This window comes from Microbacterium phosphatis, assembly GCF_049177115.1.
Classification (GTDB): Bacteria; Actinomycetota; Actinomycetes; order Actinomycetales; family Microbacteriaceae; genus Microbacterium; species Microbacterium phosphatis.
Genome location: NZ_CP185370.1, coordinates 1985329 through 2010653, shown reverse-complemented (window position 1 = coordinate 2010653; position 25325 = coordinate 1985329). Strand labels below are relative to the sequence as shown.

The 25325-nt window shown below is 72.3% G+C and carries 21 protein-coding genes and 2 riboswitches; of the genes, 13 read left to right on the top strand and 8 right to left on the bottom strand.

Translation table 11 applies throughout. The annotated features are described in order from the left end of the window. Positions 1–13 precede the first annotated feature (13 nt). The 5 genes from ACOKGD_RS09620 to ACOKGD_RS09600 all read right to left on the bottom strand — a co-directional run bounded on the left by ACOKGD_RS09620 (position 14) and on the right by ACOKGD_RS09600 (position 5620). Positions 14–1141 carry a cysteine desulfurase family protein gene (locus tag ACOKGD_RS09620; RefSeq protein WP_342334394.1) on the bottom strand — a complete coding sequence of 376 codons (1128 nt, stop codon included), beginning with the start codon at positions 1139–1141 and terminating at the stop codon, positions 14–16. Then, the gene (gene nadC / locus ACOKGD_RS09615) at positions 1141–2001 is read right to left on the bottom strand and encodes a carboxylating nicotinate-nucleotide diphosphorylase (RefSeq protein ID WP_342334395.1); all 861 of its coding nucleotides are present in this window, start codon (positions 1999–2001) and stop codon (positions 1141–1143) included. Before nadC ends, ACOKGD_RS09620 begins: the two co-directional genes overlap by 1 nt. Beyond that, on the bottom strand, positions 2001–3554 hold the full coding sequence (nadB, locus tag ACOKGD_RS09610) for an L-aspartate oxidase (protein WP_342334396.1): 1554 nt from the start codon (positions 3552–3554) through the stop codon (positions 2001–2003). Before nadB ends, nadC begins: the two co-directional genes overlap by 1 nt. After that, positions 3547–4878, bottom strand: coding sequence for a quinolinate synthase NadA (gene nadA, locus ACOKGD_RS09605; protein WP_342334397.1), 1332 nt, complete (start codon positions 4876–4878; stop codon positions 3547–3549). Before nadA ends, nadB begins: the two co-directional genes overlap by 8 nt. A gap of 94 nt (positions 4879–4972) precedes the next feature. Continuing rightward, a complete protein-coding gene (locus ACOKGD_RS09600; RefSeq protein ID WP_342335496.1) occupies positions 4973–5620 on the bottom strand; it encodes an NUDIX hydrolase in 648 nt (215 codons plus the stop codon). Positions 5621–5808: 188 nt separating this feature from the next. Here ACOKGD_RS09600 and ACOKGD_RS09595 point away from each other — a divergent pair, with 188 nt between their 5' ends. The 5 genes from ACOKGD_RS09595 (at position 5809) to ACOKGD_RS09575 (ending at position 12337) form a co-directional block, all read left to right on the top strand. Beyond that, complete coding sequence (locus ACOKGD_RS09595) at positions 5809–8148, top strand: MFS transporter (RefSeq protein WP_342334399.1); 2340 nt, start codon at positions 5809–5811, stop codon at positions 8146–8148. Then, a complete protein-coding gene (locus tag ACOKGD_RS09590; protein ID WP_342334400.1) occupies positions 8138–8602 on the top strand; it encodes a MarR family winged helix-turn-helix transcriptional regulator in 465 nt (154 codons plus the stop codon). Before ACOKGD_RS09595 ends, ACOKGD_RS09590 begins: the two co-directional genes overlap by 11 nt. Before the next feature lie 136 nt (positions 8603–8738). After that, positions 8739–10190 carry a GntP family permease gene (locus ACOKGD_RS09585; protein ID WP_342334401.1) on the top strand — a complete coding sequence of 484 codons (1452 nt, stop codon included), beginning with the start codon at positions 8739–8741 and terminating at the stop codon, positions 10188–10190. Positions 10191–10199: 9 nt separating this feature from the next. Continuing rightward, entirely contained in the window at positions 10200–11417 is a 1218-nt protein-coding gene (locus tag ACOKGD_RS09580) for a CaiB/BaiF CoA transferase family protein (protein WP_342334403.1), read from the top strand. Then, positions 11414–12337, top strand: coding sequence for a hydroxymethylglutaryl-CoA lyase (locus ACOKGD_RS09575; RefSeq protein WP_342334404.1), 924 nt, complete (start codon positions 11414–11416; stop codon positions 12335–12337). The genes ACOKGD_RS09580 and ACOKGD_RS09575 overlap by 4 nt, the downstream gene beginning before the upstream one ends. Before the next feature lie 68 nt (positions 12338–12405). Here the strand turns inward: ACOKGD_RS09575 and ACOKGD_RS09570 are convergent, their stop codons facing one another. Continuing rightward, positions 12406–13185, bottom strand: a complete 780-nt coding sequence (locus tag ACOKGD_RS09570) for an IclR family transcriptional regulator (protein ID WP_342334405.1) — start codon at positions 13183–13185, stop codon at positions 12406–12408. 151 nt (positions 13186–13336) lie between these two features. Further along, a riboswitch (TPP riboswitch) is annotated at positions 13337–13434 on the top strand. On the opposite strand from ACOKGD_RS09570, the gene thiM reads away from it, so the two are divergent. The 7 genes from thiM to ACOKGD_RS09535 all read left to right on the top strand — a co-directional run bounded on the left by thiM (position 13426) and on the right by ACOKGD_RS09535 (position 21784). Further along, positions 13426–14289: a hydroxyethylthiazole kinase gene (gene thiM, locus ACOKGD_RS09565; protein ID WP_342334406.1), complete on the top strand. Its 864-nt coding sequence runs from the start codon at positions 13426–13428 to the stop codon at positions 14287–14289. (Overlaps the previous riboswitch by 9 nt.) Beyond that, positions 14286–14987 carry a thiamine phosphate synthase gene (gene thiE / locus ACOKGD_RS09560; RefSeq protein ID WP_342334407.1) on the top strand — a complete coding sequence of 234 codons (702 nt, stop codon included), beginning with the start codon at positions 14286–14288 and terminating at the stop codon, positions 14985–14987. The genes thiM and thiE overlap by 4 nt, the downstream gene beginning before the upstream one ends. Then, complete coding sequence (locus ACOKGD_RS09555; protein WP_342334408.1) at positions 14984–16456, top strand: bifunctional hydroxymethylpyrimidine kinase/phosphomethylpyrimidine kinase; 1473 nt, start codon at positions 14984–14986, stop codon at positions 16454–16456. The genes thiE and ACOKGD_RS09555 overlap by 4 nt, the downstream gene beginning before the upstream one ends. 102 nt (positions 16457–16558) lie before the next feature. Further along, positions 16559–16661: riboswitch (glycine riboswitch) on the top strand. A gap of 156 nt (positions 16662–16817) precedes the next feature. After that, positions 16818–17933 carry a glycine cleavage system aminomethyltransferase GcvT gene (gene gcvT / locus ACOKGD_RS09550; protein WP_342334409.1) on the top strand — a complete coding sequence of 372 codons (1116 nt, stop codon included), beginning with the start codon at positions 16818–16820 and terminating at the stop codon, positions 17931–17933. Next, positions 17930–18307, top strand: a complete 378-nt coding sequence (gene gcvH / locus ACOKGD_RS09545; RefSeq protein ID WP_342334410.1) for a glycine cleavage system protein GcvH — start codon at positions 17930–17932, stop codon at positions 18305–18307. The genes gcvT and gcvH overlap by 4 nt, the downstream gene beginning before the upstream one ends. Continuing rightward, positions 18304–21144, top strand: a complete 2841-nt coding sequence (gene gcvP / locus ACOKGD_RS09540) for an aminomethyl-transferring glycine dehydrogenase (protein ID WP_342334411.1) — start codon at positions 18304–18306, stop codon at positions 21142–21144. The genes gcvH and gcvP overlap by 4 nt, the downstream gene beginning before the upstream one ends. Positions 21145–21187: 43 nt before the next feature. Beyond that, positions 21188–21784: a GNAT family N-acetyltransferase gene (locus ACOKGD_RS09535; protein ID WP_342334412.1), complete on the top strand. Its 597-nt coding sequence runs from the start codon at positions 21188–21190 to the stop codon at positions 21782–21784. A gap of 2 nt (positions 21785–21786) precedes the next feature. On the opposite strand, the gene ACOKGD_RS09530 is transcribed toward ACOKGD_RS09535, so the two are convergent. Then, the gene (locus tag ACOKGD_RS09530; RefSeq protein ID WP_342334414.1) at positions 21787–22416 is read right to left on the bottom strand and encodes a hypothetical protein; all 630 of its coding nucleotides are present in this window, start codon (positions 22414–22416) and stop codon (positions 21787–21789) included. Positions 22417–22508: 92 nt separating this feature from the next. Further along, positions 22509–23294 (bottom strand): CPBP family intramembrane glutamic endopeptidase, encoded by a 786-nt coding sequence (locus tag ACOKGD_RS09525; RefSeq protein WP_342334415.1) that lies wholly within the window; start codon positions 23292–23294, stop codon positions 22509–22511. Positions 23295–23526: 232 nt separating this feature from the next. On the opposite strand from ACOKGD_RS09525, the gene ACOKGD_RS09520 reads away from it, so the two are divergent. After that, on the top strand, positions 23527–25161 hold the full coding sequence (locus ACOKGD_RS09520; RefSeq protein ID WP_342334416.1) for a peptide ABC transporter substrate-binding protein: 1635 nt from the start codon (positions 23527–23529) through the stop codon (positions 25159–25161). The last annotated feature ends 164 nt before the right edge of the window (positions 25162–25325 follow it).

Genomic DNA, 25325 nt, shown 5'->3' with positions numbered 1-25325 from the left:
CTAGCGGCGACCGTCAGCCGCGCACGGCCGCCACCGACGCCGCGATCGCGTCGGCGACGGCGGCGAGCCCGCCGGTGTGCTCATGGGCGAGGGTGACGCGGAGGGCGGTGCGGGCGATGTCCGGATCGATGCCCAGCGCGAGCAGCACCGGAGACGGCTCGGTGCTCCCGGCCGCGCACGCCGATCCGCTGGAGGAGATCACACCCCGCCGCTCGAGCTCGAGCAGCACGGCCTCGCCGTTGACGCCCGCGAACGTGAAGGACGCCGTGCCCGGGAGACGTCGCACCGGATCGCCGGTCAGGCGCGCGGACGGGACGAGTGCCCGCACCCGCGCCACGAGCTCATCGCGCAGCGCGGCGACGCGACGGGCGTTCGTCGCCTGCGCCGCGGCCGCCAGCTCGAGCGCCGTGGCGAGCGCGACCGCGCCGGCGACCGACTCGGTGCCGCTGCGGCGGCCGCGCTCCTGCCCGCCTCCGTGCAGCAGCGGCTCGAGCGGCACACGACCGCGGACGACCAGGGCGCCGGTGCCCTTCGGCGCGCCGACCTTGTGCCCCGAGAGCGACAGCGCGTCGACGCCGAGCCCCGCCAGCGGAAGCCAACCGGCCGCCTGCACCGCGTCGGTGTGGAAGGGCACACCGCCGGCCGCCGCGCGCAGCGCGGGCACGTCCTGCACCGTGCCGATCTCGTTGTTCGCGTACGCGATCGACACCAGGGCCGTGTCGTCCCGCACCGCCCGCGCGACCGAATCCGGCGACACAACGCCGGTGGGCGACACGGGCACCCAGGTCACCGCGAAGCCGTGGACCCGTTCGAGGTGGCTAGCCGCCTCGCGCACGGACGAGTGCTCCAGGGGCGAGGTGACCAGGTGTCGTGCGCCCCGGTCGAGGGCGGCCGCGACGGCGATGCCCTTCAGCGCCAGGTTGTTCGCCTCGGTCCCGCCGGACGTGAAGATCACGTCGCCCCGGCGCATGCCGACGACGGCCGCCACCCGGGCGCGGGCGTCCTCGAGCGCCGCCGCGGCCCGCTCGCCGTACGTGTGGTGGCTCGAGGGGTTGCCGAACTCCTGCGTGAGGTACGGCGTCATCGCGTCGAGCACTTCGCGGCGCACGGGTGTGGTGGCGGCGTTGTCGAGATAGAGCATCAGGCCACCGTCACGTCGAGCCCCAGGTCGAGCGACGGCGCCGAGTGGGTCAGGGCGCCGACCGAGATGACGTCGACGCCGGTCTCGGCGATCGCCCGCACGGTCTCGAGGGTCACCCCACCCGAGGCCTCCACCACCGCCCGCCCGGCGATCAGCTCGACGCCCGCGCGCAGATCCTCGAGCGAGAAGTTGTCGAGCATGATCGTGTGCGCTCCGGCGGCCAGCACCGGCGGGATCTGTGACAGGCGGTCGACCTCGATCTCGACGTGTGCGGTGTGGGACAGCCGCGCGATGCCCGCGCGCAGCGCCGCCGTCAGGGCTGCCTCGTCTTCGGTTCCCGCGGTGAGCACCGCGAGGTGGTTGTCCTTCGCCATCACGGCGTCCGACAGCGAGAACCGGTGGTTGAACCCGCCGCCCGAGCGCACCGCGTGCCGCTCGAAGGCGCGCAGCCCGGGGGTGGTCTTGCGGGTGTCGACGATCCGCGCATCCGTGTGCGCCACCTCGGCGACGTAGCGGGCGGTGAGCGTCGCGACGCCCGACATCCGCTGCACGAAGTTCAGGCCGACCCGCTCGGCGGTGAGCACGGCACGGGCGGGCCCGGTGGCGGCGGCGATCGCGGATCCGGCGGCGAACGCGTCGCCATCGGCGATCCGCATCGAGACGCTCACCGACGGATCGGTGAGCCGGAAGGCGGCGGCGAACACCTCGCCGCCGCTGAAGACGCCGGGCTCGCGCGCGACGAGCTCGGCCCGCGCGATCGCGTCGACGGGCAGGAAGGCCTCGGCGGTCAGATCGCCCCACGGGGCGTCCTCATCGAGGGCGGCGCCGACGGCGCGGTCGATGATCCGGGGGGTCAGCATCAGAGGGCTCCTGCCGTGACGAGGTCGGAGGTGAGGGCGGGCACCGCGTCTGCGCGCCAGTGGGCCCCGACAGAGTCGGTGCGCGCAAGAGCCGCGCGAACGACCTCCTGAGCGACGATCAGCAGGTTCGCGTCCTCGTGTTCGGAGACGGAGACGGAGACCGGATCGGCGCACGCCCCCCGCCAGGCGGCGATCGTCCGCGCCGCGGATGCCAGCCCGTCGGCGTCGCGGCTGAGGCCGGCGTGCTCCCACATCAGGTGCTGCAGGGCGCGGCGGGTGAACGCGGGCGCGGGCGACGACCCGGTGACGGGTGCGGAGGCCGGCGACGCCGGTGCGGGCGAGGCCGCGGGGCCGGGCCACGCACGCGGGGCGCCCCGGCGGCGGGCACGACCGCCGATCGCGACCGCGGCCGCGGCGCGGGCCGCGAACACGGCGCCCTCCAGCAGCGAGTTCGAGGCGAGCCGGTTGGCGCCGTGCACCCCGGTGCGCGCGGTCTCGCCGATCGCGTACAGCCCGGGAAGCGTCGTGCGCCCGTCGAGGTCGGTGGCGACCCCGCCCATCAGGAAGTGCGCGGCTGGGGTGACGGGGATCGCCTCGCGCGCCCAGTCGAGACCGCGCTCGCGCACGGCGGCATCGACCGACGGGAACCGCCGCGCCAGGTCGGGGATCATCGTGGCGTCGAGGCGCACGGTGTGGCCTGCCGCGATCCGTGCGGCGCAGGCGCGGGCGACGACATCGCGCGGGGCGAGCTCGCCGTCCGGGTGCGCGTCGAAGGCGAAGCGGTGGCCGTCGTCGTCGATCAGTGCGGCGCCCTCGCCGCGCACCGCCTCGGACACGAGGAACGGCTCGCCCACGGCCAGCACGGTGGGGTGGAACTGCACGAACTCGAGATCCTCGACCCGCGCTCCGGCCCGCAGGGCGGCGGCGATGCCGTCGCCGGTCGCGACGGCCGGATTGGTGGTGCGCGCGTAGAGCTGGCCGGCGCCGCCGGTGGCGAGCACCACGGCATCGGCCGACAGTACGGCGGCGCGCCCCTCGGCGAGCACCCGAGCGCCCCCGACGCGCCCCGCCGTGATCACCAGCTCATCGAGCACGGCGTGCTCGACGACCCGGACGCCCGCCTCCCGGGCCGCGCGCAGCAGCGCCGTCTCGATGGCGAGCCCCGTGGCATCGCCCCCGGCGTGGACGATGCGCGGAAAGGAGTGCGCGGCCTCGAGCCCCTGTGCGAGCCGGCCGCTCGCGTCGCGATCGAATTCGACACCCGCCTCGATGAGCTCGCGGATCCGATCCGGCCCCTCCGTCACGAGCACGCGCGCGGCATCCTCGTCGCAGAGGCCAGCGCCCGCGGTCAGTGTGTCGGCGAGGTGGTCCTCGATGCGGTCCTCGGCGAAGAGCACCCCGGCGATGCCGCCCTGGGCGTGGCGGGTCGCGCCGTAGGCGGCGCAGCCCTTGGTCACGAGCGTCACCCGCACGCCGCGGCGCACCGCGTGCAGGGCGAAGGTGAGGCCGGCGATCCCGCTGCCGACCACCAGCGCGTGCGTCGCGTCAGCCACGTCGCGCGGGGGCCTGGGGGACGCACGCCAGCATGCGGTCGAGGGCGACCCGGGCGGGATCGGCCACGTCCGAGGGCACCGTGATCCGGTTCACGACGCGCCCCGCGACGAGCTCCTCGAGCACCCAGGCGAGGTAGCCGGGGTGGATCCGGTACATGGTCGAGCAGGGGCAGACCACCGGGTCCAGACAGAAGATGCGGTGCTGCGGGTGCTGGGCGGCCAGGCGCTGGACGAGGTTGATCTCGGTGCCGATGGCGAAGGTGGTGGGCTCGGTGGCCTCCTCGATCGCGCGCCGGATCACGTCGGTCGAGCCCGCCTCGTCGGCCGCGTCGGCGACGGGCATCGGGCACTCGGGGTGGACGATCACCCTCACGCCGGGGTGCTCGGCGCGTGCCCGCTCGATCTGGTCGACCGTGAAGCGGCGGTGCACCGAGCAGAACCCGTGCCAGAGGATCACGCGGGCGTCGGCGAGCTCGGCGGCCGTCGCGCCGCCGAGGGGCCGGTGCGGGTTCCACATCGGCATCCGCTCGGGCGGCACACCCATGGCCTTGGCGGTGTTGCGGCCGAGGTGCTGGTCGGGGAAGAACAGCACCCGCCGCCCCCGGGCGAACGCCCACTCCAGCACCGTGCGCGCGTTCGAGGACGTGCAGACGATGCCGCCGTTGCGCCCGACGAATCCCTTGATCGCGGCGGACGAGTTCATGTACGTCACGGGGACGACCGGCACAAGCCCGTCCTCGTCCGCGACATCGAGCGGTCCGTAGAGCTCCTCCAGCTGCTCCCAGCACTCCTCGACCTGGTCGATGTCGGCCATGTCGGCCATCGAGCATCCCGCCGCGAGGTTCGGCAGGATCACCGCCTGCTCGGGCGTGGAGAGCAGGTCGGCGGTCTCGGCCATGAAGTGGACACCGCAGAACACGATGGCCTCGGCGGCCGGAAGCGCCTGCGCGGCCTTGGCGAGCTGGAACGAGTCGCCCACGTAGTCGGCGTGCCGCACCACCTCGTCCCGCTGGTAGAAGTGCCCGAGGATCACCACCCGGTCGCCGAGCGTCGCCTTCGCGGCCGCGATGCGGGCGTGCAGCTCGCTCTCCGGCGCCTCGCGGTACGCCGCGGGGAGGTCGCCCTGCAGGGGAGAGCCGGTGGGGATGACGTCGCCCATCGAGGCTCCGGGGCCATAGCCGGGCGCGGCATCGAAGGTCCACGGCGTCGCCGCGAGATCCGTGGAGCAGGTGCTGCCCGCGGCGTCGCCGGCGACGATCGCCTGGATCTCGTGATCGACGGACGGATCGATCGGACGGCTGCTCAGCAGGTTCAGAGCGGGCATCGGCCACCTCTTCTGGTCGCGACGACACGGGCTGTGTCGCGATCAGATTAGGTCGGGATGACCAGAAGGGCAATTCGTGTCAGGGTGACCAGAACTACTCGGCGGGGCCGATCGGCTCCTCGGCCTCGGCGTTGTACCGGTACAGGCGCGCGGGGCGGTGCTTGCCCGTGCGGAACGCCTCGGTGGGCACCAGGGCCTCGGAGCCCTCGAGCAGGCGGCGGAAGTTCGACGGATCCAGTCGGCGGCCCAGCACCGACTCGTACACCTCGCGCAGCTCGGTGAGGGTGAAGTCGTCCGGAAGGAGGCCCGCGGCGATGCGGCTGTACCCGACCTTGTTGCGCAGGCGCCACAGCGCGTACTCGGCGATCCGGTTGTGGTCGAAGGCGAGCTCGGGCAGCGCATCGACGTCGAACCACTCGACGTTCTCCGGCGCGCCCGCGACCGCGCGCTGCGCGTCGACGAGATCGGATCGCAGCAGCGCCCAGTACACGACCGAGATCACGCGGGTGGGGGATCGGTCGACGTCGCCGAACGAGTACAGCTGCTCGAGGTAGCTGGGCGCGAGTGCGGTGGTCTCGGCGAGCGTGCGGGCTGCCGCGTCGTGCAGCCCCTCGGCGATGTCCAGCCAGCCGCCGGGGAGGGCCCACTGGCCCTCGAACGGCGCGCGCGTGCGCCGGACGAGCGGGATCATCAGGCGGTGCGCGTCGGGTTCCGGCCGCAGCGAGAAGATCACCGTGGACACGGCGACGCGGATCGCGTCGGCGGGGCGGGTGCGCGGCTCGGTCACGCCCTCGAGACTACTTCGCGACGGTCCGGGGGCAGGGTACCGGCGGCGTCGAGAAATTGACCATAGTCAACTATCTGTGTCATGGTTGATGTATGTCAACCGATTCCGCGCGCCCAGATACGGATACTGGGTCCCATCCCGTCATGCGCCCGGCGCAGGTCATTCAGGCGATCTCCGGTCTTATGGCCGCGATGTTCGTTGTGCTCATCTCGTCCACGGTCGTCGCCACGCCGATGCCGAAGATCATGGCCGACCTCAACGGCACCAACACCGAGTACACGTGGGTGCTGGTCGCCGCGTTCCTCACCATGACCGTGACCACCCCGATCTGGGGCAAGCTCTCGGACATCTTCAACCGCAAGCTGCTGCTGCAGATCGCACTGGTGATCTTCGTGCTCGCGACCGTCGCGGCGGGCTTCGCCGGCCAGATCGGCGGCGACTCGCACGAGGGCGGCGCCACGTGGCTGATCAGCTGGCGCTTCGTCCAGGCGATCGGCACGGGTGGCCTGATGGCCCTCGGTCAGGTCGTCATCGCCGACATCATCGCCCCGCGTGAGCGCGGCAAGTACATGGGCATCATGGGCGCGGTCATGGCCGTCGGCCAGATCGCCGGCCCGCTCCTCGGCGGCGTCATCGCCGACTCGTGGGGCTGGGAGTGGTGCTTCTTCGTCGGCGTCCCGATCGCCGTCGTCGCGTTCATCATGATGCAGGCCACCCTGAAGGTCTCGAACGTCACCCGCCCCGTCCGGGTCGACTTCATGGGCATCGGCTTCGTGGTCGCCTCGATCGGCGTCCTCATGATCTGGATCATGTTCGGCGGCAAGCCCGACGAGGGCGGCTTCGAGTGGAACTCGGCCATGAGCTTCGTGCTCGCCGGCGCCGGCGTCTTCCTCGCCGCGGCCGCGATCGTCACCGAGTTCCGCGCCAAGGCCGTCGAGCCCTCGGCCCCCGGCCAGCCCCGCCCCGTCAAGCTCGACCTGGTGGGCGCCGCGTTCATCGTCGCCGGCATCTCGCTGATCCTGGTGTGGATCAGCCTGGGCGGCAAGCCCGCCGCGGGCGGCTTCGAGTGGGATTCCGAGGCCAGCATCACCATGGCCGCGGTCGGCGTCCTGTTCACGATCGGCGCGATCGTGACGCAGTTCGTCGTCGCCGAGCCGATCATCCCGCTGCGCCTGTTCCGCCAGGGCACCTTCGCGCTGTCGTCGATCGCCTCGGTCGCGGTCGGCGTCACGATGTTCGGCACCTCGGTGTTCCTCGCCCAGTACCTCCAGTACGCCCGCGGGTTCACGCCCACCGACGCGGGGCTCGCGACCATCCCGATGGTCATCGGCTCGATGGCCGGATCCATCGTCGTCGGCCAGCTGATCTCGCGCACCGGCAAGTGGAAGGGCTACGTCATCGCGGGCGCCGTGATCCTCACCGGCGGCCTGATCGGCATGTCGACCCTGCACTACGACACCCCGATGGGCGCCGTGTGGAGCTACATGTTCCTGCTCGGCCTCGGATCCGGTGTGCTGATGCAGAACCTCGTGCTCGTGGTGCAGAACTCGCTCCCGCCGTCCATGCTCGGTGCGGGCTCGGGCGCGATCGCGTTCTTCCGCAGCCTGGGCGGCACCGTGGGCGTGACCGTCCTCGGATCGATCCTCGGCACGCAGGTGGGCGACAAGATCAAGACCGGGCTCGAGGAGCTCGTCGCGAAGATCGACCCGTCGCTCGGCATCCCGGAGCTGCTGGCCCAGAACCCGGACTGCGCCGACAGCCTCGAGCAGATGACCTCCGGCAACCTGCCCGACGTCGCCGCCCTCTGCGAGCCGGTGCGCACCGTCGTCGAGAGCGGCTACGGCGACTCGATCGCCAACCTGTTCTTCCTCGTTGTGCCGCTGGCGATCGTCACCCTGGTGTGCACGATCTTCCTGCCGAACAAGCCGCTGTCGCGCAAGACCGCGGCCCAGCAGATCGAAGAGGAGCTGGGTGCCGAGCTCTCGGCCCTCGAGCCGGCCGAGAAGGGCGGCGCGGGCTTCCGCGAGCTCGTCGAGTCCGGCGCGATCGTCCTCCCCGAGGACGAGCTGCCCGGGGCGCGTCGTTCGCGTCGCTCGGCGCCCCGCCCGGCGACCGACACCGGCACGCAGACGGCGGCTCCCTCGGGCTCCGTCGCCGTGCTCGAGGCCGATGACCCCGACGAGGACATCCTCACCGCGTCGGAGCCCGCCGACGCGGCGTCGCTCGAGCAGACGGCCGCTGCGGCCCGCCTGGTCGTCACCGACGCGCAGGAGGCCCTGGAGCGGGCGCGCATCGCGTTCGCCGAGGTCGAGGGACAGGTCGCCGCGGCGGGCGCACAGCTCGCCGAGTACGACCGTCGCACGCAGGACGCCCTTCGTCAGCAGGCCGACCACGCCCGCGAGGTCCTCGAGGCCGCCCGTCGTCGTCACGACGACGCGCTGGGTGCGCTGTCCGGTCTGCCGGAGTCGGAGCATGACAGCTGAGTCCTCGTCCATCGACGCCCTCGAGAGCGTCCTGGCGGCCCTCGGCCCGGTGATCAAGGGGCGGATGCTGTCGGTCGCCTCGACGGTCCATCCGGATCTCCGGCCCGCGGGCTGGAGCGTGCTGCGGCCCGTGATCGTCGCGCACCGTGAGGGCCGCAGGGTCCTCACGGTGTCCGAGATCGTCGCGCAGACGCAGATGGACAAGTCCGTCGTCTCGCGTCAGCTGCGCGACCTGCGGGAGTGGGGGCTCGTGACCCTCGCGCGCAGCGAGGGCGACGCCCGCGTGTTCGAGGTCACGGCCACGCCCGAGGCGCTCGCGCGCTTCTCGGCGATGAAGCGCGCCTCCCGCGCGCAGTATCGGGCCGTGTTCGGCGAGTGGGACAAGGCGGACGTCGAGAAGCTCACCGAGCTGCTCGGGCGCCTCGCCGAGAGCGCACTGCACCGCATCGACTGACCCGGATCCGCATCACAGAAGGCCCCTCACCTCGTGAGGGGCCTTCTGCGTGCGTGCGGGAGGGCCGATTGTGTGCATCTGCATTGTGGGTCTAGTCTCACGATGCGAACATTCCTGACTCTCAAGGAGGAGAGCCGTGGCTGACTGGCAGACACTGACCATCACGGGTGCCGTGATCGTCGCGATCGTCGTCCTGATCCTCAGATTCAAGGTGAACCCCGTCGTCGCCCTGATCCTCGGCGCGATCGGGCTGGGCCTGCTCTCCGGGCTCGGCGTCACCGACACCGTCGACACGACCACGCACGGGTTCGGCGACATCATGTACGAGGTCGGCCTCATCATCGGATGGGGTGTGCTCATGGGCGCGATCCTCAACGAGATGGGCGCCATCCCGCGCCTGGTCGGCACGCTGATGAAGGTGTTCGGCAAGAAGGGCGTCCCGTACGCCCTCGGCCTCGCGCTCGGCACGGCGCTGCAGGCGATCTTCCTCGACGTCATGCTCGTGATGAGCGCGCCCCTCGCGCGCCGGATCGCCCCGAGCCTCGGTCGGAACGGCCTCGGCAAGATCGCCACGGCGATGGCGATCAGCCTCGAGTGCGGCATCGTGCTGATGGTGCCGGGCTTCGCCGCCGTCGCCCTCGCGGGCCAGCTCGACGTGCCCCTCGGCGTGATGCTCGTCTGCGGTCTGCTGGTGGTGGTGCCCACGATTGTGGTGTCGATCACGATCATGAACTTCTTCATCGACCGGGGGTTCTGGAACCCGGCGAAGGACGAGCAGCCCCGCGACCTCGACGCCGACGGCATCCCCGACGAACTGCAGCACGGCGCACCCGCCGGCGACCTCGACCGCGGGAGGGGTGCCGCTGACCGCGGCGGCGCGGAGCCGACGCTCACCACCACGGGCGTCATCCAGCAGACCGCCGTCGCGGTGCGCGCTCAGGGCGAGGTGCCGCTGCTGCTGGCCTTCGGCCCCATGCTCGTCTCGCTCGTGCTCATCGGCGGCGGCGCGTTCGTCACGATGGCGGGGGTGGAGATCCCCGTCCTGCAGCTCATCTCGTCGCCGCTGGTCGCCCTGCTGATCGGCCTGCTCGGCACAACGATCGTCGCGACCTACACGATCGGGCGCGAGCGGGTCGAGAAGGCGATGGGCACCGGCTTCCGCGAGTCGGGCCAGATCCTGCTGCTCACGGGAGCCGGCGGCTCGCTCGCCGCCGTCATCTCGACCGCCGGGATGGGCGAGCTGCTGGCGAAGTACTTCTCGGCCTCGAGCGTGGTGCCGCTGCTGGTCGTCTGGGCCGTCGCGGCGATCCTGCATGTCGCGGTCGGCTCGGTGACGATGTCCGCGATCACGGCCGCAGGCATCCTCGCGCCCATCGCCGGCGAGATCGGCCTGAACCCCGTGCTGATCGCGCTCGCCGCGGGATCCGGCGCGCTCTTCCTCATCCACGTCACCTCCAACACGTTCTGGCTGCTGCAGTCGATGCTGGGGCAGACGACGCGCGGCGCCCTCAAGTCGACGACCGTCGGCGTCTCGCTGGCGAGCGTCGTGGCGCTCGGATTCACGCTGATCCTCAGCATCTTCCTCTAGGAGACACCCATGGAACACCGCGAACGACTGCCCCTCGACGGCGTCCGCGTGCTCGAGCTCGGCAACTACATCGCGGCGCCCACGGCCGGTCGTATGCTGGCCGACTTCGGTGCCGAGGTCATCAAGATCGAGCGCCCGGGCACCGGCGACGAGCTGCGCAACTGGCGGCTGCACCGCGGCACGACCTCGATGCTGTACCGCACGATCAACCGCAACAAGAAGTCGGTGGTGCTCGATCTCCGCGCCGAGGAGGGCCGCGCCGCCGTGCTCGAGCTGGTGCGCCGCTCGGACATCGTGCTCGAGAACTTCCGCCCCGGCACGCTCGAGAAGTGGGGGCTGGGCCCCGAGGCGCTGGAGGCGGCGAACCCCGACGTGATCCTCGTGCGCATCTCGGCGTTCGGGCAGACCGGCCCGATGTCCGAGCGACCCGGGTTCGCCGCCGTCGCCGAGGCCTACGGCGGCTTCCGCGAGCTCGTGGGCGATCCGGATCGCCCGCCGGTGCGGGTCGGGGTGTCGATCGGCGACTCGATCGCCGGCATGCAGGCCGCGTTCGGCGCGTGCATGATGCTCTTCGATCGCGAGCGCCGGCGCGCCGCCGCCGAGACGGCGCCCCTCGCCGCCCGCACCGTCGATGTGGCGCTCAACGAGGCGATGCTGTCGGTGATGGAGTCGCTGATCCCCGACTACTCGGCGTTCGGCGACCGCCGCACCCGCACGGGTGGGCGCATGCAGGGCATCGCGCCCTCGAACGCGTACGTGTGCCGCGACGGGCGGTCGGTCGTGATCGCCGGCAACGGCGACGGGATCTACCGGCGCTACATGGACGCCATCGGGCGCCCCGATCTGGGAGCCGACCCGCAGCTGCAGTCCAACGCGGCGCGATGGGAGCGCCGCGACGAGCTCGACGAGGCGATCGCGGCCTGGTGCGCCGAGCGCACGCCCGCTGAGGTGCTCGCCGCCATGGACGCGGCGGGCGTCCCCGCCGGCCCGATCTACACCGCCGAGGACCTGGTCGCCGACGAGCAGCTGGCGGCGCGCAACATGCTGCAGCGCTTCGACGTCTCGACGGGAGAGGAGACGATCCCCGAGGTGGTCTTTCCGGGCATCACCCCCGTGATCGACGGCGTCTCGACCCCGATCCGCTCGCTCGGCCCCGACCTGGGGGAGCACACCGACGAGGTCCTGGCCGAGCTCGGCCTTCCCGCCACCCGAGAGGCCCGCTCATGAACATCCCCGATGTCCGCCTGCGCGACGTGACCCTGCGCGACGGCCTCCAGCTCACCGGCGGTCTGATGCCGACAGACGAGAAGGTGCGGCTCGTGCGCGAGCTGCTCGCCCTCGGGGTCACCGACATCGAGATCGGATCGATGGCGCGCCCGGATCTCGTGCCGCCCCTCGCGAACACCCTCGAGGTCGTCGCGGCGCTCACGCCGGAGGAGCTCGCTCACTGCTGGGTGTGGGTGGCGACGCCGCGCAACGTCGAGCGCGCGGTCGCGGCGGGCGTCACCCGCATGCAGTACTGCCTGTCGGTCTCGGACGCCCACAACCGCGCCAACATCGGGCGCTCGACCGAGGACTCGATGGCCGCGCTGCCGCTCGCCCTGGACATCGCCGAGGCGGCTGGGGCCGAGCTGCAGCTGTGCCTGGCGACATCGTTCACCTGCCCGTTCGAGGGCCCGGTCGACCCCGAGCGCACCCTCGCGCTGGTGCGCGATCCGCGTGCCGAGCGATGCAGCGACACGGTCATCTGCGACACGCTCGGGCAGGCGGATCCGCGCCAGGTCGCGCACCTGGTGGGGGAGGCGGCACGCGCCCGGCCGGGACACGACGTCGTCTTCCACGGGCACGACACGTGGGGGATGGGGGTGGCCAACGCGCTCGCGGCCGTCGAGGCGGGCGCGAGCGTGATCGACGGCGCGCTCGGTGGCCTCGGCGGCTGCCCGTTCGCCCCCGGCGCGGCCGGCAACACCTCGACCGAGGATCTGCTGTTCGCCCTGAAGCCCTCGTGGCTCACCCCCGACGCGTTCGGTGAGCTGGTGCGGATGGGGGATCGCGTCACCGCCGAGCTGGGGGAGCGCAGCACCTCGCGCGCCGCGGCCGGGGCACACTCCGAGGCGCGCGCGTTCGAGTGGATCCTGCCCCGCTGATCCTGTCTCGCTGACCCGCCGGCGCCGACCCACGGGGCAGGTGCGCGCCCGTCGGGCGTCGGAGCTCGTCAGCGCTCGTCGGGGTGGCGGCCGCCGAGGGTGCGGGTGAGCTGCTCGGCGCGCTCGAGCACGTACGGTGCCCATTCGCGGCAGGTCTCCTCCGGCATGCGGGAGGTCGGGCCCATCACCGTGAGGGCGCCGAAGAGCTCGCCCTGCGCGGTGAAGATCGGGGCCGAGAGGCCGCTCGCGCCGGTCTGGCGCTCGCCGGTCGTGACCGCGTAGCCCTGCACCGCCGTCTCCTTGACCACGGCGGCGAGCTGGTCGCGCTCGACGATTGTCTCGTCGGTGAACGACTCGAGGTCGCGCTGCAGGATCTCGGCGAGCCGGTCGGGCGTCCAGGCGAGGATGACGCGCCCGGCGGATCCCGCGTGCAGGGGCAGGATCTGCCCCACGCGGATGGCGCGGCGCAGCACCTGTCGCGTCTCGGCCAGCGCGATGCAGACGCGGTGCCCTTGCGACTCGCGGAACACGGCCGCCGTCTCGCCGAGGGTGTCGCGCATCTCGTCGAGCACCGGCCGGATGATGTCGACCGCCTCGAGGCCCTGCATGGCGGGAGCCGCCCAGTGCAGCATGCGCACGCCGATCCGGTAGCCGCCGCGCGTGCGGTCGAGGAAGCCCTGCTCCACGAGGTTCGCGACCAGGCGCTGGGCCGTCGACTGCGGCAGCCCCGTGCGCGTCCGGATCTCCGACAGCGGCAGCTCCGGGTCGGCCAGGGTGAAGGCGTCCAGGATCGCCGTGATCTTGGTGAGCACAAGCAGGTTCTGGACGGGCGGCTGACCGGCGGGCATGGCACCATCCTGCCGCCTCCGGCGGCCCCGCGGTCCCCGGCGCGCGGGACGCGGATCCGCCTCCGCGCTGCGCCCGGGAATCGATTCACTACCCCCTGAGGGACATCCCGTAACCGCGCGTCACACCCCTTCCGACGCCGATAGGCTCGGCCTCAGTGACACGGGGTGTCCCGCCATCGGGACTGAGATCACACCCGTATTTCACCTGATCTCGTTAGCACGAGCGGAGGGATGTCGCCCATGAGCGCTGCGCCTGCACACACCCGATCCGGATCCGATCCGGAGCCCATCGATGCGGGGCCGGTCCTCGCCCGGCTGCGCGAGACGGCACCGCTTGTGCAGTGCCTGACGAACGCGGTGGTGGTGAACTTCACCGCCAACGCGCTTCTCGCGGCCGGCGCCGCGCCCGTGATGGTGGACATCCCCGTCGAGGCCGGTGAGTGCGCCCGCTTCGCCTCGGCGGTGCTGGTCAACCTCGGCACGCCGAAGGCCGAGCAGCGCGCCGCGATGCTCGAGGCCGTGACGGCCGCGGGCGAGGCGGGCACGCCGTGGGTGCTCGACCCCGTCGGGGTGGGCGCGCTGACCGTGCGCACCGCGTTCGCACGCGAGCTGCTCGCGCACCGCCCCGCCGCGATCCGGGGCAATGCCTCCGAGATCCTCGCGCTCGCGGGTGCCGGGGCCGGTGGCCGCGGTGTCGACGCGGCCGATGAGGTGGATGCCGCCGGCGCGGCCGCGGCGGCGCTCGCGCGCGAGACCGGCGCGGTCGTGGCCGTCTCGGGCGCGGTCGACCTGCTCACCGACGGCGAGCGGGTGGTGCGTGTGCCGGGCGGCAGCGCCCTGCTCACCCGCGTCACCGGGGGCGGCTGCGCCCTGGGCGCCACGACCGCGGCCCTCGTCGCCGCGGCGCACGACCTCGGGCTGCCGACGCTGGACGGCGCGGTCGCCGCGCACCTGCTGCACGCCGAGGCGTCCGAGCGGGCCGCCGCCGCGGACCCCGGCCCCGGCACCTTCGCCGTCGGGTTCCTCGACGCGCTCGCCGCAACGGCCCCCGGGGATCTGTCGACCAGGCAGCTCGTCGTCGCCGAGCTCGAGGCCGCACGATGACGCGCTCGCTCGATCTCTCGACGTATCTCGTCGCCGACGTGGCGACCATCACCGGGTCCGGCTATCGCCGATCCGTCGCGGACGTCGTCGCCGCGGCCGTGGCGGGCGGCAGCCGTGTGGTGCAGGTGCGCGGCAAGGACCTCGCCGCGAACGAGCTGCTGCAGGTCGTCGAAGCCTGCGCGGCACGCGTCGACGGGCGCGCACTCCTGCTCGTCAACGACCGGGTCGACGTCGCGCTGGCGGCGCGGCTGCGCGGGGTCGCCGTCGACGGGGTGCACGTGGGCCAGAGCGACCTGCCCGTCGACCGGGTCCGGGCCCTGCTCGGCGGCGACGCGATCGTCGGCCTGAGCGCGAGCCGGGGCGACGAGGTCGTGGCCCTGCGCGCTCTGCCCGCGGGGACGGTCGACTACCTCGGGGTCGGGGCCGTGCGCGCCACTCCGACGAAGAGGGACCACGCCACGCCTCTCTCCTGGGAGGGCTTCGCCGCGTTCCGCGGGACGGTGCCCGATCTGCCCTGCGTCGCGATCGGCGGTGTCGGCACCGGCGACGCCGCGGAGGCTCTCCGCGCGGGAGCGTCGGGGCTCGCGGTCGTGCGGGCCGTCTGCTCCGCCCCGGATCCGGAGGCCGCGGCCATGGCGCTGCGCGCCGAATGGGACGCCGCCCTCACCATCCGTCAGCGAAGCGGGGCCGCCGCATGATCCCCCACGTGCTCACCATCGCCGGATCCGACCCCTCGGGCGGGGCCGGCATCCAGGCCGACCTGAAGTCGATCATGGCCTGCGGCGGTTACGGCATGGCCGCCATCGCGGCGCTCACCGCGCAGAGCACGCAGGGCGTGACCGGGGTGCATGTCCCGCCCGCGTCGTTCCTGCGACAGCAGCTCGACACGCTCTCGGACGACATCGACATCCACGCGGTCAAGGTCGGCATGCTCCCCACACCCGAGATCGTCGAGACGGTGATCGACTGGCTCGACGCGCTGCCGGTCGCCCCCGCGGTCGTGGTCGACCCCGTGATGATCGCCTCCTCGGGCGACCGCCTGATCGACGACTCCGCCGTGGCGGCTCTCGGCCGCCTGATCGAACGCGCCGACGTCGTCACACCCAACCTGCCCGAGCTGGCGGCGCTGCTCGGGGAGCCGGTCGCGCAGTCGTGGCCGTTCGCGCGAGAGCAGGCCGCGCGCCTGGCCCGGCGCCACGACGTGCTCGTGCTCGTCAAGGGCGGACACCTGCCGGGCGACGAGACCCCCGACGCGCTGATCGGCGCCGACGGCGCGGTGGCGCAGTTCCTCGGATCCCGCATCGAGACGACGAGCACACACGGGACGGGCTGCTCGCTCTCGTCGGCGCTCGCCACCATCCACGCCCGCACCGGCGACTGGGCGGTCGCCACGCGGCTCGCCCGCACCTGGCTTCGGGAGGCCATCGCCGCGGCCGGCGAGCTGGAGGTCGGCCGCCCGGGCGGACACGGGCCGCTGCACCATGCCCATGCGCTGTGGGACGGACGGGGGTTCCCGGGTGCGGGGGCGGACCTCGCCGCCTGGTGGGAGAGCACAGAGCCCCTCCGCGCCGCGATCGACGACGTCTGGTTCGTGCGCCAGCTCGCCGACGGCAGCCTGCCGAGCGATGACTTCGCGCACTACCTCGGGCAGGACGCGCTGTACCTTCGCTGCTACGCGCGGGGCCTCAGTCGCGCGGCCGAGCTCGCCCCGACCGCGGTCGAGCGGGAGTTCTGGCAACGCGGCGCCGCCGCCTGCCTCGAGTCCGAGCTGGCGATGCACGAGGAACGCGGCGCCGTCCTGACCGGCACCGACAGCGAGCCCGAGCCGTCGGACGAGACCGTCGCCTACCTCTCGCACCTGGCAGCCGCCGCCGGCACGGGCGACTACGGCACGCTGATCGCCGCGGTGCTGCCCTGCTACTGGCTCTACCAGGACCTCGGCGAGAAGCTCGCGAAGGCCAACCACCCGCAGCACCCGTACGCCGACTGGCTCACGATGTACGGCTCGCCCGAGTTCGCCGAGTCGACGCGGCAGGCGATCGCCTGGGTCCAGCAAGCGGCGCGGACGGCGCCCCACGACCGCCTCAGCCGCATGCGCGCGGCGTTCGAGGAGTCGTGCCGTCACGAGCTCGCGTTCTTCGGCCAGAAGGCGCGGTCGCTCGTCTGAGCGCCGCCGGACCGGGCGCACGCGACCCGGTCCGGCGGCGAGGCGGCCTCGTGTTCGGCGAGACGCGAAGCTAGGCTGACCGCGACAATCGAATACGCGCCCATGACCCGCGCGGGAGAGTCGCCTTCCGGACATCACGGAACGGCGGCACCGAAGGAGCAAGCCTCCCCGCCAATCTCTCAGGTACACGTACCGCGCGGATCGGGCCACTCTGAAAAGCGGAGCGCATGCTCCCGCCGACGGTGAAAGACGGGCCCGCTCTCTCGCGGCGCCCGCCGAAGCTCTCAGGTCCATGACAGAGGGGGAGTCCTCCCGGGTCTCAGCCGAGACCCGGTGCCGACGATCCCCGTCAGGAGAGCCCGTGGACCACCTCGCACCCCCGTCGAGCGAACCGCTCACCACGCCGCTGCATCAGGAGCACGAGGCGCTCGGCGCCTCCTTCACCGACTTCGGCGGCTGGCTCATGCCCGTCCGCTACACCTCGGACCTGGCGGAGCACCACGCGGTGCGCCGTGCGGCCGGGCTGTTCGACATCTCGCACATGGGCGAGATCCTGGTCGACGGCGACGAGGCCCCCGCCTTCCTCGACCGCGCGCTCGCCGGAGCGATCTCGGCGATCCCCGTCGGGCGCGCGAGGTACACGATGATCCTGGCCGAGGACGGCGGGATCATCGACGACCTGATCGTCTACCGGCTGGCCGACCATGAGTTCCTCGTGATCGCGAACGCGGGGAACACGCGGGCGGTCACCCGCGCGCTGACCGACCGGGTCGCCGGGTTCGACGCGATCGTGGAGGACCAGAGCGAGGATCACGCCCTGCTCGCGCTGCAGGGGCCGGCGGCCGAGTGGATCCTGAGCGAGACGCCGGGGATCTCGGAGCTGTCGCCCGCCCTCCCGGAGATCCGCAACTACGGCTGGGGCTCCGCGTCGTTCGAGGGTGAGCCGCTGCTGCTCGCCCGCACGGGCTACACCGGCGAGGACGGCTTCGAGCTGCTGGTGCCGGTCGGCCAGGCCGCCGCCCTCTGGCGCGCGCTGCTCGCGGCGGGCGAGGCGCACGGCCTGGTGCCGGCGGGTCTCGCGGCCCGCGACACCCTCCGCCTCGAGGCGGGCATGCCGCTCTACGGCCACGAGCTCTCGCGCGACGTCGTGCCGGCCCAGGCGGGGCTCGGCCGTGTGATCCCCGCGGGCAAGACGGGCTTCGTCGGCGAGCACGAACCGCGCCCCGGGGCGCCCGTGCTGGTCGGGCTCGCGGCGGAGGGCCGCCGGGCGGGTCGTGCCGGCTACGGCGTCTACCGCGGCGACGAGCGCGTCGGCGAGATCACCAGCGGAGCCCTCAGCCCCACCCTCGGCCACCCGATCGCCCTCGCCCTCGTCGATCCCGACGCGGCCGATGCCCCCGACCTCGCCATCGACATCCGCGGCACGCGCCTCCCGGCGTCCGTCACCGCCCTGCCCTTCTACCGGAGGAACTCATGACCGACCTCACCGCACTGCAGTACACCGCCGAGCACGAGTGGATCGCCCTCGACGGCGACACCGCCACGATCGGCATCACCGACTTCGCGGCGGACCAGCTGGGCGACGTCGTCTACGTCGACCTTCCGGCCGTGGGCGCCACGGTCACCGCGGGACAGGTGTTCGGTGAGATCGAGTCGACGAAGTCGGTCTCGGAGCTCTACGCCCCGGTCGACGGCGAGGTGACCGAGGTCAACACCGGGATCGATGCCGACCCGGCGCTCGTGAACGCTGACGCGTTCTCGGCATGGCTGATCCGGGTGCGCGTCACCACCCCGCCCGAGGGCCTCCTCGACCGCGCCGCCTATGCCGCGCTGACGGGGGCGGCCGAATGAGCCTCGACTACGCCCGCCGCCACATCGGGACGACCGGTGCCCAGCAGGAGACGATGGCGGCCGCCATCGGCATCGCCGCGGACGACCGCCGGGCCGTCGAGCGCTTTATGGACGCCGCGGTGCCCGCCGTCATCCGCCCCGGCACCGCACCGGGCCCCGGGGCGCTGCCGGCCGAGGGCCTCTCCGAGGCCGAGGCGCTCGCCGAGCTGCGTGCGATCGCCGGCCGGAACCGCGTGCTGACGCCGATGATCGGGCTCGGCTACAGCGACACGATCACCCCCTCGGTGATCCAGCGCAACGTCCTCGAGAACCCGTCCTGGTACACGGCGTACACGCCGTACCAGCCCGAGATCTCGCAGGGCAGGCTCGAGGCGCTGCTCAACTTCCAGACGATGGTCGGCGACCTCACCGGCCTGCCCGTGGCGAACGCGTCGATGCTCGACGAGGCCACGGCCGCGGTCGAGGGCATGCTCGTCGCCCGCCGTGCGTCGAAGACGACGTCCCCCGTGTTCCTGGTGGACGCCGACACGCTGCCGCAGACCAAGGCGGTGCTCGCGGTGCGCGCCGAGGCGCTCGGCATCGACCTGCGCGAGGTCGCGTTCGACCCGTCGGCGCCCCTCCCCGAGGGCGAGGTGTTCGGCGCCCTCATCCAGTACCCCGGATCCTCGGGCCGGGTCTGGGATCCGAGCGCGGTCGCCGACGACGTCCACGCGAGGGGCGGGCTCGTCGTCGTGGCCGCCGACCTCATGGCGCTTGCCCTGATCGCCTCTCCCGGATCCCTCGGTGCCGACATCGCCGTCGGATCGACCCAGCGGTTCGGTGTGCCGCTCGGCTTCGGCGGCCCGCACGCCGGCTACATGGCGGTGCGCACCGGGCTCGAGCGCCAGCTGCCGGGCCGCCTGGTCGGGGTCTCGGTCGACGCCGACGGCAGGCCCGCCTACCGCCTCGCCCTCCAGACCCGCGAGCAGCACATCCGGCGCGAGAAGGCCACGTCCAACATCTGCACCGCGCAGGTCCTGCTGGCCGTGATGGCGTCGATGTACGCGGTCTACCACGGGCCCGAGGGGCTCTTCGCGATCGCCTCCGAGATCAACGCCAAGGCGAAGGTCCTGTGGGCGGCGATCGAGGCGACCGGCGCCGACGTGGTGCACGACAGCTTCTTCGACACCCTCACGGTGCGGGTCCCCGGCCTGGCCGCGGATGTCGTCGCCGAGGCGCACGAGCGGGGCGTGCAGCTTCGTCTCGTCGACGAGGACACCGTCTCGCTGGCCGTCGGCGAGGCGACGACGAGGGCCGACATGAACGCCGTGATCCGCGCGTTCGAGGCGGTGGCGGTCTCACCGCGAGCCGCCTTCGTCGGCGCGTTCGAGTCGATCCCGTCCGCGCTGCGTCGCCAGGACGCGTACCTCACGCACCCGGTGTTCCACGCGCACCGCAGCGAGACGGCGATGATGCGCTACCTGCGTGCGCTCGCCGACAAGGACTACGCGCTCGATCGCGGGATGATCCCGCTCGGCTCCTGCACGATGAAGCTCAACGCCGCCACCGCGATGGCCGCGATCACCTGGCCCGAGTTCGGGCGGATCCACCCCTTCGCGCCGCGCGAGGACGTCACCGGCTACCTCGCGCTGATGGACCAGCTCGAGGCCTGGCTCGCCGACATCACCGGCTACGACGCGGTCTCGCTGCAGCCGAACGCCGGATCGCAGGGCGAGCTGGCGGGCCTGCTCGCGATCCGCGGCTACCACCGCTCGCGCGGCGAGCTGCAGCGCGATGTCTGCCTGATCCCGTCGTCGGCGCACGGCACGAACGCCGCTTCGGCCGTCCTGGCCGGCATGCGCGTGGTGGTCGTCGCGACCGTCGAGGGCGGCGACGTCGACCTCGACGACCTGCGCGCGAAGATCGCCGCCCACGCCGACACCCTCGCCGCCCTGATGATCACCTACCCCTCCACCCACGGCGTGTACGAAGCCGACGTGAAGGACATCACCGCGGCGGTGCACAACGCCGGCGGGCAGGTCTACATCGACGGCGCCAACCTCAACGCGCTCGTGGGTCACGCGCGCTTCGGCGACCTCGGCGGCGACGTCTCGCACCTCAACCTGCACAAGACGTTCGCGATCCCGCACGGGGGCGGCGGCCCGGGGGTCGGGCCCGTGGCCGCGAAGGCGCACCTGGCGCCCTTCCTGCCGAGCGCCGAGCGTCCCGTCTCGGCGGCCCCGCAGGGCTCGGCCGGCATCCTGCCGATCACCTGGGCCTACATCCGAATGATGGGCGGCGCGGGCCTGACCGACGCGACAAGCGCCGCGGTGCTGGCGGCGAACTACGTCGCCGCGCGGCTCGCGGATCACTACCCGGTGCTGTACACCGGTGAGCACGGCCTCGTCGCCCACGAGTGCATCCTCGACCTGCGTCCGCTGCGCGAGCGCACCGGGGTCACCGTCGACGACGTCGCCAAGCGGCTGATCGACTACGGCTTCCACGCGCCGACCATGTCGTTCCCGGTTGCGGGCACGCTGATGATCGAGCCGACAGAGTCCGAGGATCTCGCCGAGCTCGACCGGTTCGTCGACGCGATGATCGCGATCCACGGCGAGGCCGAGCGTGTGGCCGCGGGGGAGTGGCCGGCCGACGACAACCCGCTCTCCCACGCTCCGCACACCGCGGCGGCGGCGGTCGCGACCGACTGGTCCCACCCGTACCCGCGCGAGCTCGCGGTCTACCCCACAGGATCGCCTGCCGCGAAGTACTGGCCGCCGGTGCGCCGCGTGGACCAGGCCTACGGCGACCGGCACCTCGTCTGCGCCTGCCCGCCGATCGAGGCGTTCGCGCAGTGATTGCCTCGCAGGGCGGGGAGCGGCCGGCCGCTAGCCTCGAGGGGTGAGCTTCGTCGACACCCCCGTCCTGCGCAACGACATCGTCCACCTCGAGCCGCTGGCCCACGCCCATCGCGACGACCTCGCGGAGGCGGTGGCCGTGGGCGACCTGCACCGCACCTGGTACACGCGCATCCCGTCGCCGGATCAGATGGGCGACGAGATCGACGCGCGCCTCGCCAAGCGCGACGCCGGCACGGTCGCGCCGTGGGCCGTGATCGACGCGCGCTCGGGGCGGGCCGTGGGCATGACCACCTACCTGAATCTCGATGAGGCGAATCGCCGGCTCGAGATCGGATCGACCTGGCTCGGGCGCGGCGTGCACGGCACCGGCATCAACCCCGCCGCCAAGCTGCTGCTGCTCGAGCGCGCCTTCGAGACGCTCGGGTGCGTCGCCGTCGAGCTGCGCACGCACTGGCACAACCACCAGTCGCGCGCGGCCATCGCGCGCCTCGGCGCCAAGCAGGACGGCGTGCTGCGCAACCACACGGTCATGCCGGACGGCATCATCCGCGACACCGTCGTGTTCTCGATCCTCGACAGCGAGTGGGCAGCCGTCCGCGCCGGCCTCGAGCACCGGATCGCCCACCGCGTGGGATGAGGTCAGGCGGCCAGGGAGGAGACCTCGGGGACGAGGGCCTTGGCCAGCTCGACCGGCGTCGCGTCGCCCGTGCGCTCGGCCACCGTCTCGGCGGCGGCCAGCAGCTCGGCCTTGGTGCACAGCGGCACCTCGTCGGGGAGACCGTGCGGCCCGGCGGCCGGGCGGATCGCCGCCCGCAGGAGGGCCAGGGCCGCGTCCTGGTCGAGCAGCACGGCCATGTCGAGGACGGTCTGCACCGGCGACGTGACCTGGAGCCCGTAGCGGGCGACGACGCCGGATCCCGCCGACTCCGGATGCGCGACGAGCCCCTCGGCGCCCGCCGGAGCCTCGACGACGTGCACCTCCGCCAGATCGTCCTCGGGCAGCGGCAGTCGCAGCAGCGCCGCCGCGGAGTGCGCGGCGAAGACGACGCCGGGATGGGCGAGCGATGCCGCATAGATCCGGGCCAGCGTGCGGTCGGTGCCGCTCAGCGAGTGCCAGCGTCGCGCCCGCATGTACACGCCGGGGCGGACGGCGATGGCCGCGCCCTTCGCGATCGCGCGATCGAGCTGCGCCGCGGAGCCGGGCTGGCGCAGTTCGCGGGACACCAGGAGTCCGAACGCGTGTCCGGATCGCCGTACGAGCAGGAACATGACCACACACTGGCCCATCCGGGCGGACTCGGGCCGCACCACGCGGGAGTTCGCGGACAAATCCGCCCCCCGGCCGGGCTGGGGACGAGAGATCAGAACAGGGCGGGCCAGAGCGAGGCGGCCAGCGGGTAGCCCACGAAGGCGACCGTGTCGATCACGGCGTGCGCGATGACCAGCGGCATCAGGCGGCCCCACCGCCGGTAGCAGCAGCCGAAGACGAGCCCCATCGCGACGTTGCCGATGATCGATCCGAATCCCTGATAGGCGTGATAGAACCCGCGCAGCAGGGCGGCGGTGACGATGATGCGCCAGGTGCCCCAGCCCAACCGCGAGAGCCGGTCGCCGAGGTACCCGATCACCACGACCTCCTCGATGAGCCCCGCGCGCACCGCCGACAGGATCAGCAGGGGAATGGTCCACGGGTCCAGCCCGCCGGGCGACGCCTCGACGGCCACCGTCATCCCGAGCGCCCGCCCACCGGCGTAGAGCGCGAGGCCGGGGATGCCGATCGCGGCCACGAGCATCAGCCCGCGCCCGGCGTCTCCGCCGAAGCGCGAGAAGTCGAGCCCGAGGCGGCGCAGGGCGTTCCTCCCCGGCTCCCAGAGCAGGAACAGCACGATCGCCACCAGGGCGAGGTCGAAGGCGACATCGAGCACGCGGTAGACGATGTCCCAGAAGATGTCGGAGGCCAGCGGGGTGTTCAGCTGGGCCGACTGCTCGGACAGCGGCAGCGGGTCGAGAAGCCTTCTCACCAGCGCCAGCACCGCGTACAGTGCCGACTGTCCGACCGTGAGGGCGAGGACGAGCACGACCTCGATGCGAAGACGCGTCCGGTCGGCCGTCGCGACGGGAGCGGGGAACGGATCGGGCGGGGTCACCGGGACAGACTGCCACAGCAGACCATGCGGATCGCCTGCGCAAATGAGGGCTTTCGGCCCTCTTGCTCGCCTGGTCGTACATAATGCACAACCGGCGCGCCGAGCGGTAAATCCTATGTAACGGTTCTGCACAACGTTTGGGTCAGACCGCCAAGCCGCTTAGAGTCTTCGCTATCGCGCGACTGCCACCCGTCGGTCGTGCATGTCCCTTACCTTCCCCAGGAGGAACCCTGTGAAGCGCAACAAGATCGCCCTGTCGGGCCTGGTGCTGCTCGGAGCCAGCAGCCTCGTGCTCGCCGGCTGCGCGAGCGGCGGCGGCGAGACCGGCGGCAACGAGAAGCCGACCGGCGAGGCGTCGACCACCGCCGTCATCAGCACGAACGGCTCGGAGCCGCAGAACCCGCTGATCCCGACCAGCACGAACGAGACGGGTGGCGGCAAGATCATCGACTCGATCTTCGCCGGGCTCATCTCCTACGAGGCCGACGGCTCGACCGTCAACGACGTCGCCGAGGACATCACGGTCGACTCGCCGACGCAGCTCACCGTCAAGATCAAGGAGGGCCTGACGTTCACGGACGGCACGCCCGTGCTCGCGCACAACTTCATCGACGCGTGGAACTACGGCGCCAAGCTGTCGAACGCCCAGAACGCCTCGTACTTCTTCGAGGACATCGAGGGCTTCAGCTGGGACGAGGACTCGGAGCTCACCGGCCTCAAGGAGGTCGACGACCTCACGTTCACGATCACGCTGAACAAGCCGGCCTCCGACTTCGCGCTGCGCCTGGGCTACTCGGCCTTCTACCCGCTGCCCGACGTCGCGTTCGAGGACATGGAGGCCTTCGGTCAGGCCCCCATCGGCAACGGCCCCTACATGCTCGACGGCGAGGGCGCCTGGCAGCACGACGTCCGCATCGACCTCGCGGTCAACCCGGACTACGACGGCCCGCGCAAGCCCGCCAACGGCGGCCTCGACATCGTCTTCTACGCCACGCAGGAGGCCGCGTTCGCCGACCTCCAGTCCGGCAACGTCGACGTCATCGACGTCATCCCGGACAGCTACCTCGAGACCTTCGAGGACGACCTCGGCGGTCGCGCGGTGAACCAGCCCGCCGCGATCTTCCAGTCGATGAACATCCCCGAGTGGCAGGAGGGCTTCGCCACCGACGAGGAGGGTCGCCTGCGCCGCGCCGCGGTCTCGCACGCGATCAACCGCGAGGAGATCACCGACGTGATCTTCAAGGGCACCCGCACCCCGGCGACCGACTTCACCTCGCCCGTCATCGACGGCTGGAGCGACTCGGTCCCCGGCAGCGACGTCCTCGAGTACGACCCGGAGCTCGCCAAGGAGCTGTGGGCCGAGGCCGAGGCCATTAAGCCGTTCACCGGCGAGCTCACGATCTCCTACAACGCCGACGGTGGCCACCAGGCCTGGGTCGACGCGGTCGCGAACTCCGTCTCGAACACGCTGGGCATCGACATCGCCGGCAACCCGTTCCCGGACTTCGCGTCGTACCTCGACGCCCGTGACAACCAGCAGGTCAGCGCCTTCCGCGCCGGCTGGCAGGCCGACTACCCGGGTCTGTACAACTTCCTCGGCCCGCTCTACGCGACCGGCGCCGGCTCGAACGACGGCCAGTACTCGAGCGAGGAGTTCGACACGCTGCTCTCCGAGGGCATCAGCGCCACCGACCCGGAGGAGGCGACCGCCAAGTTCCAGGAGGCGCAGACCGTCCTCTTCACCGACCTGCCCGCCCTCCCGCTCTGGTACCAGAACGTGGTCGGCGGCTGGGCCGAGGGCGTCGACAACGTCGAGTTCGGCTGGAATTCGGTGCCCCTCTTCGAGAACATCACCAAGGCGGAGTAAGACTCCGACCGTTCATACGGACGAGGCGGTGGCGGCGACGCCACCGCCTCGTTCCGTGCAGATTGGTCGGTCCACACACGTTGCTCCCAGCACCCTGGGCGCAGAATTGGTCGGCTTGCGGGCATTCCAGACCCAGGATGCCCACTCTTTCCCGTGCCCTCGCA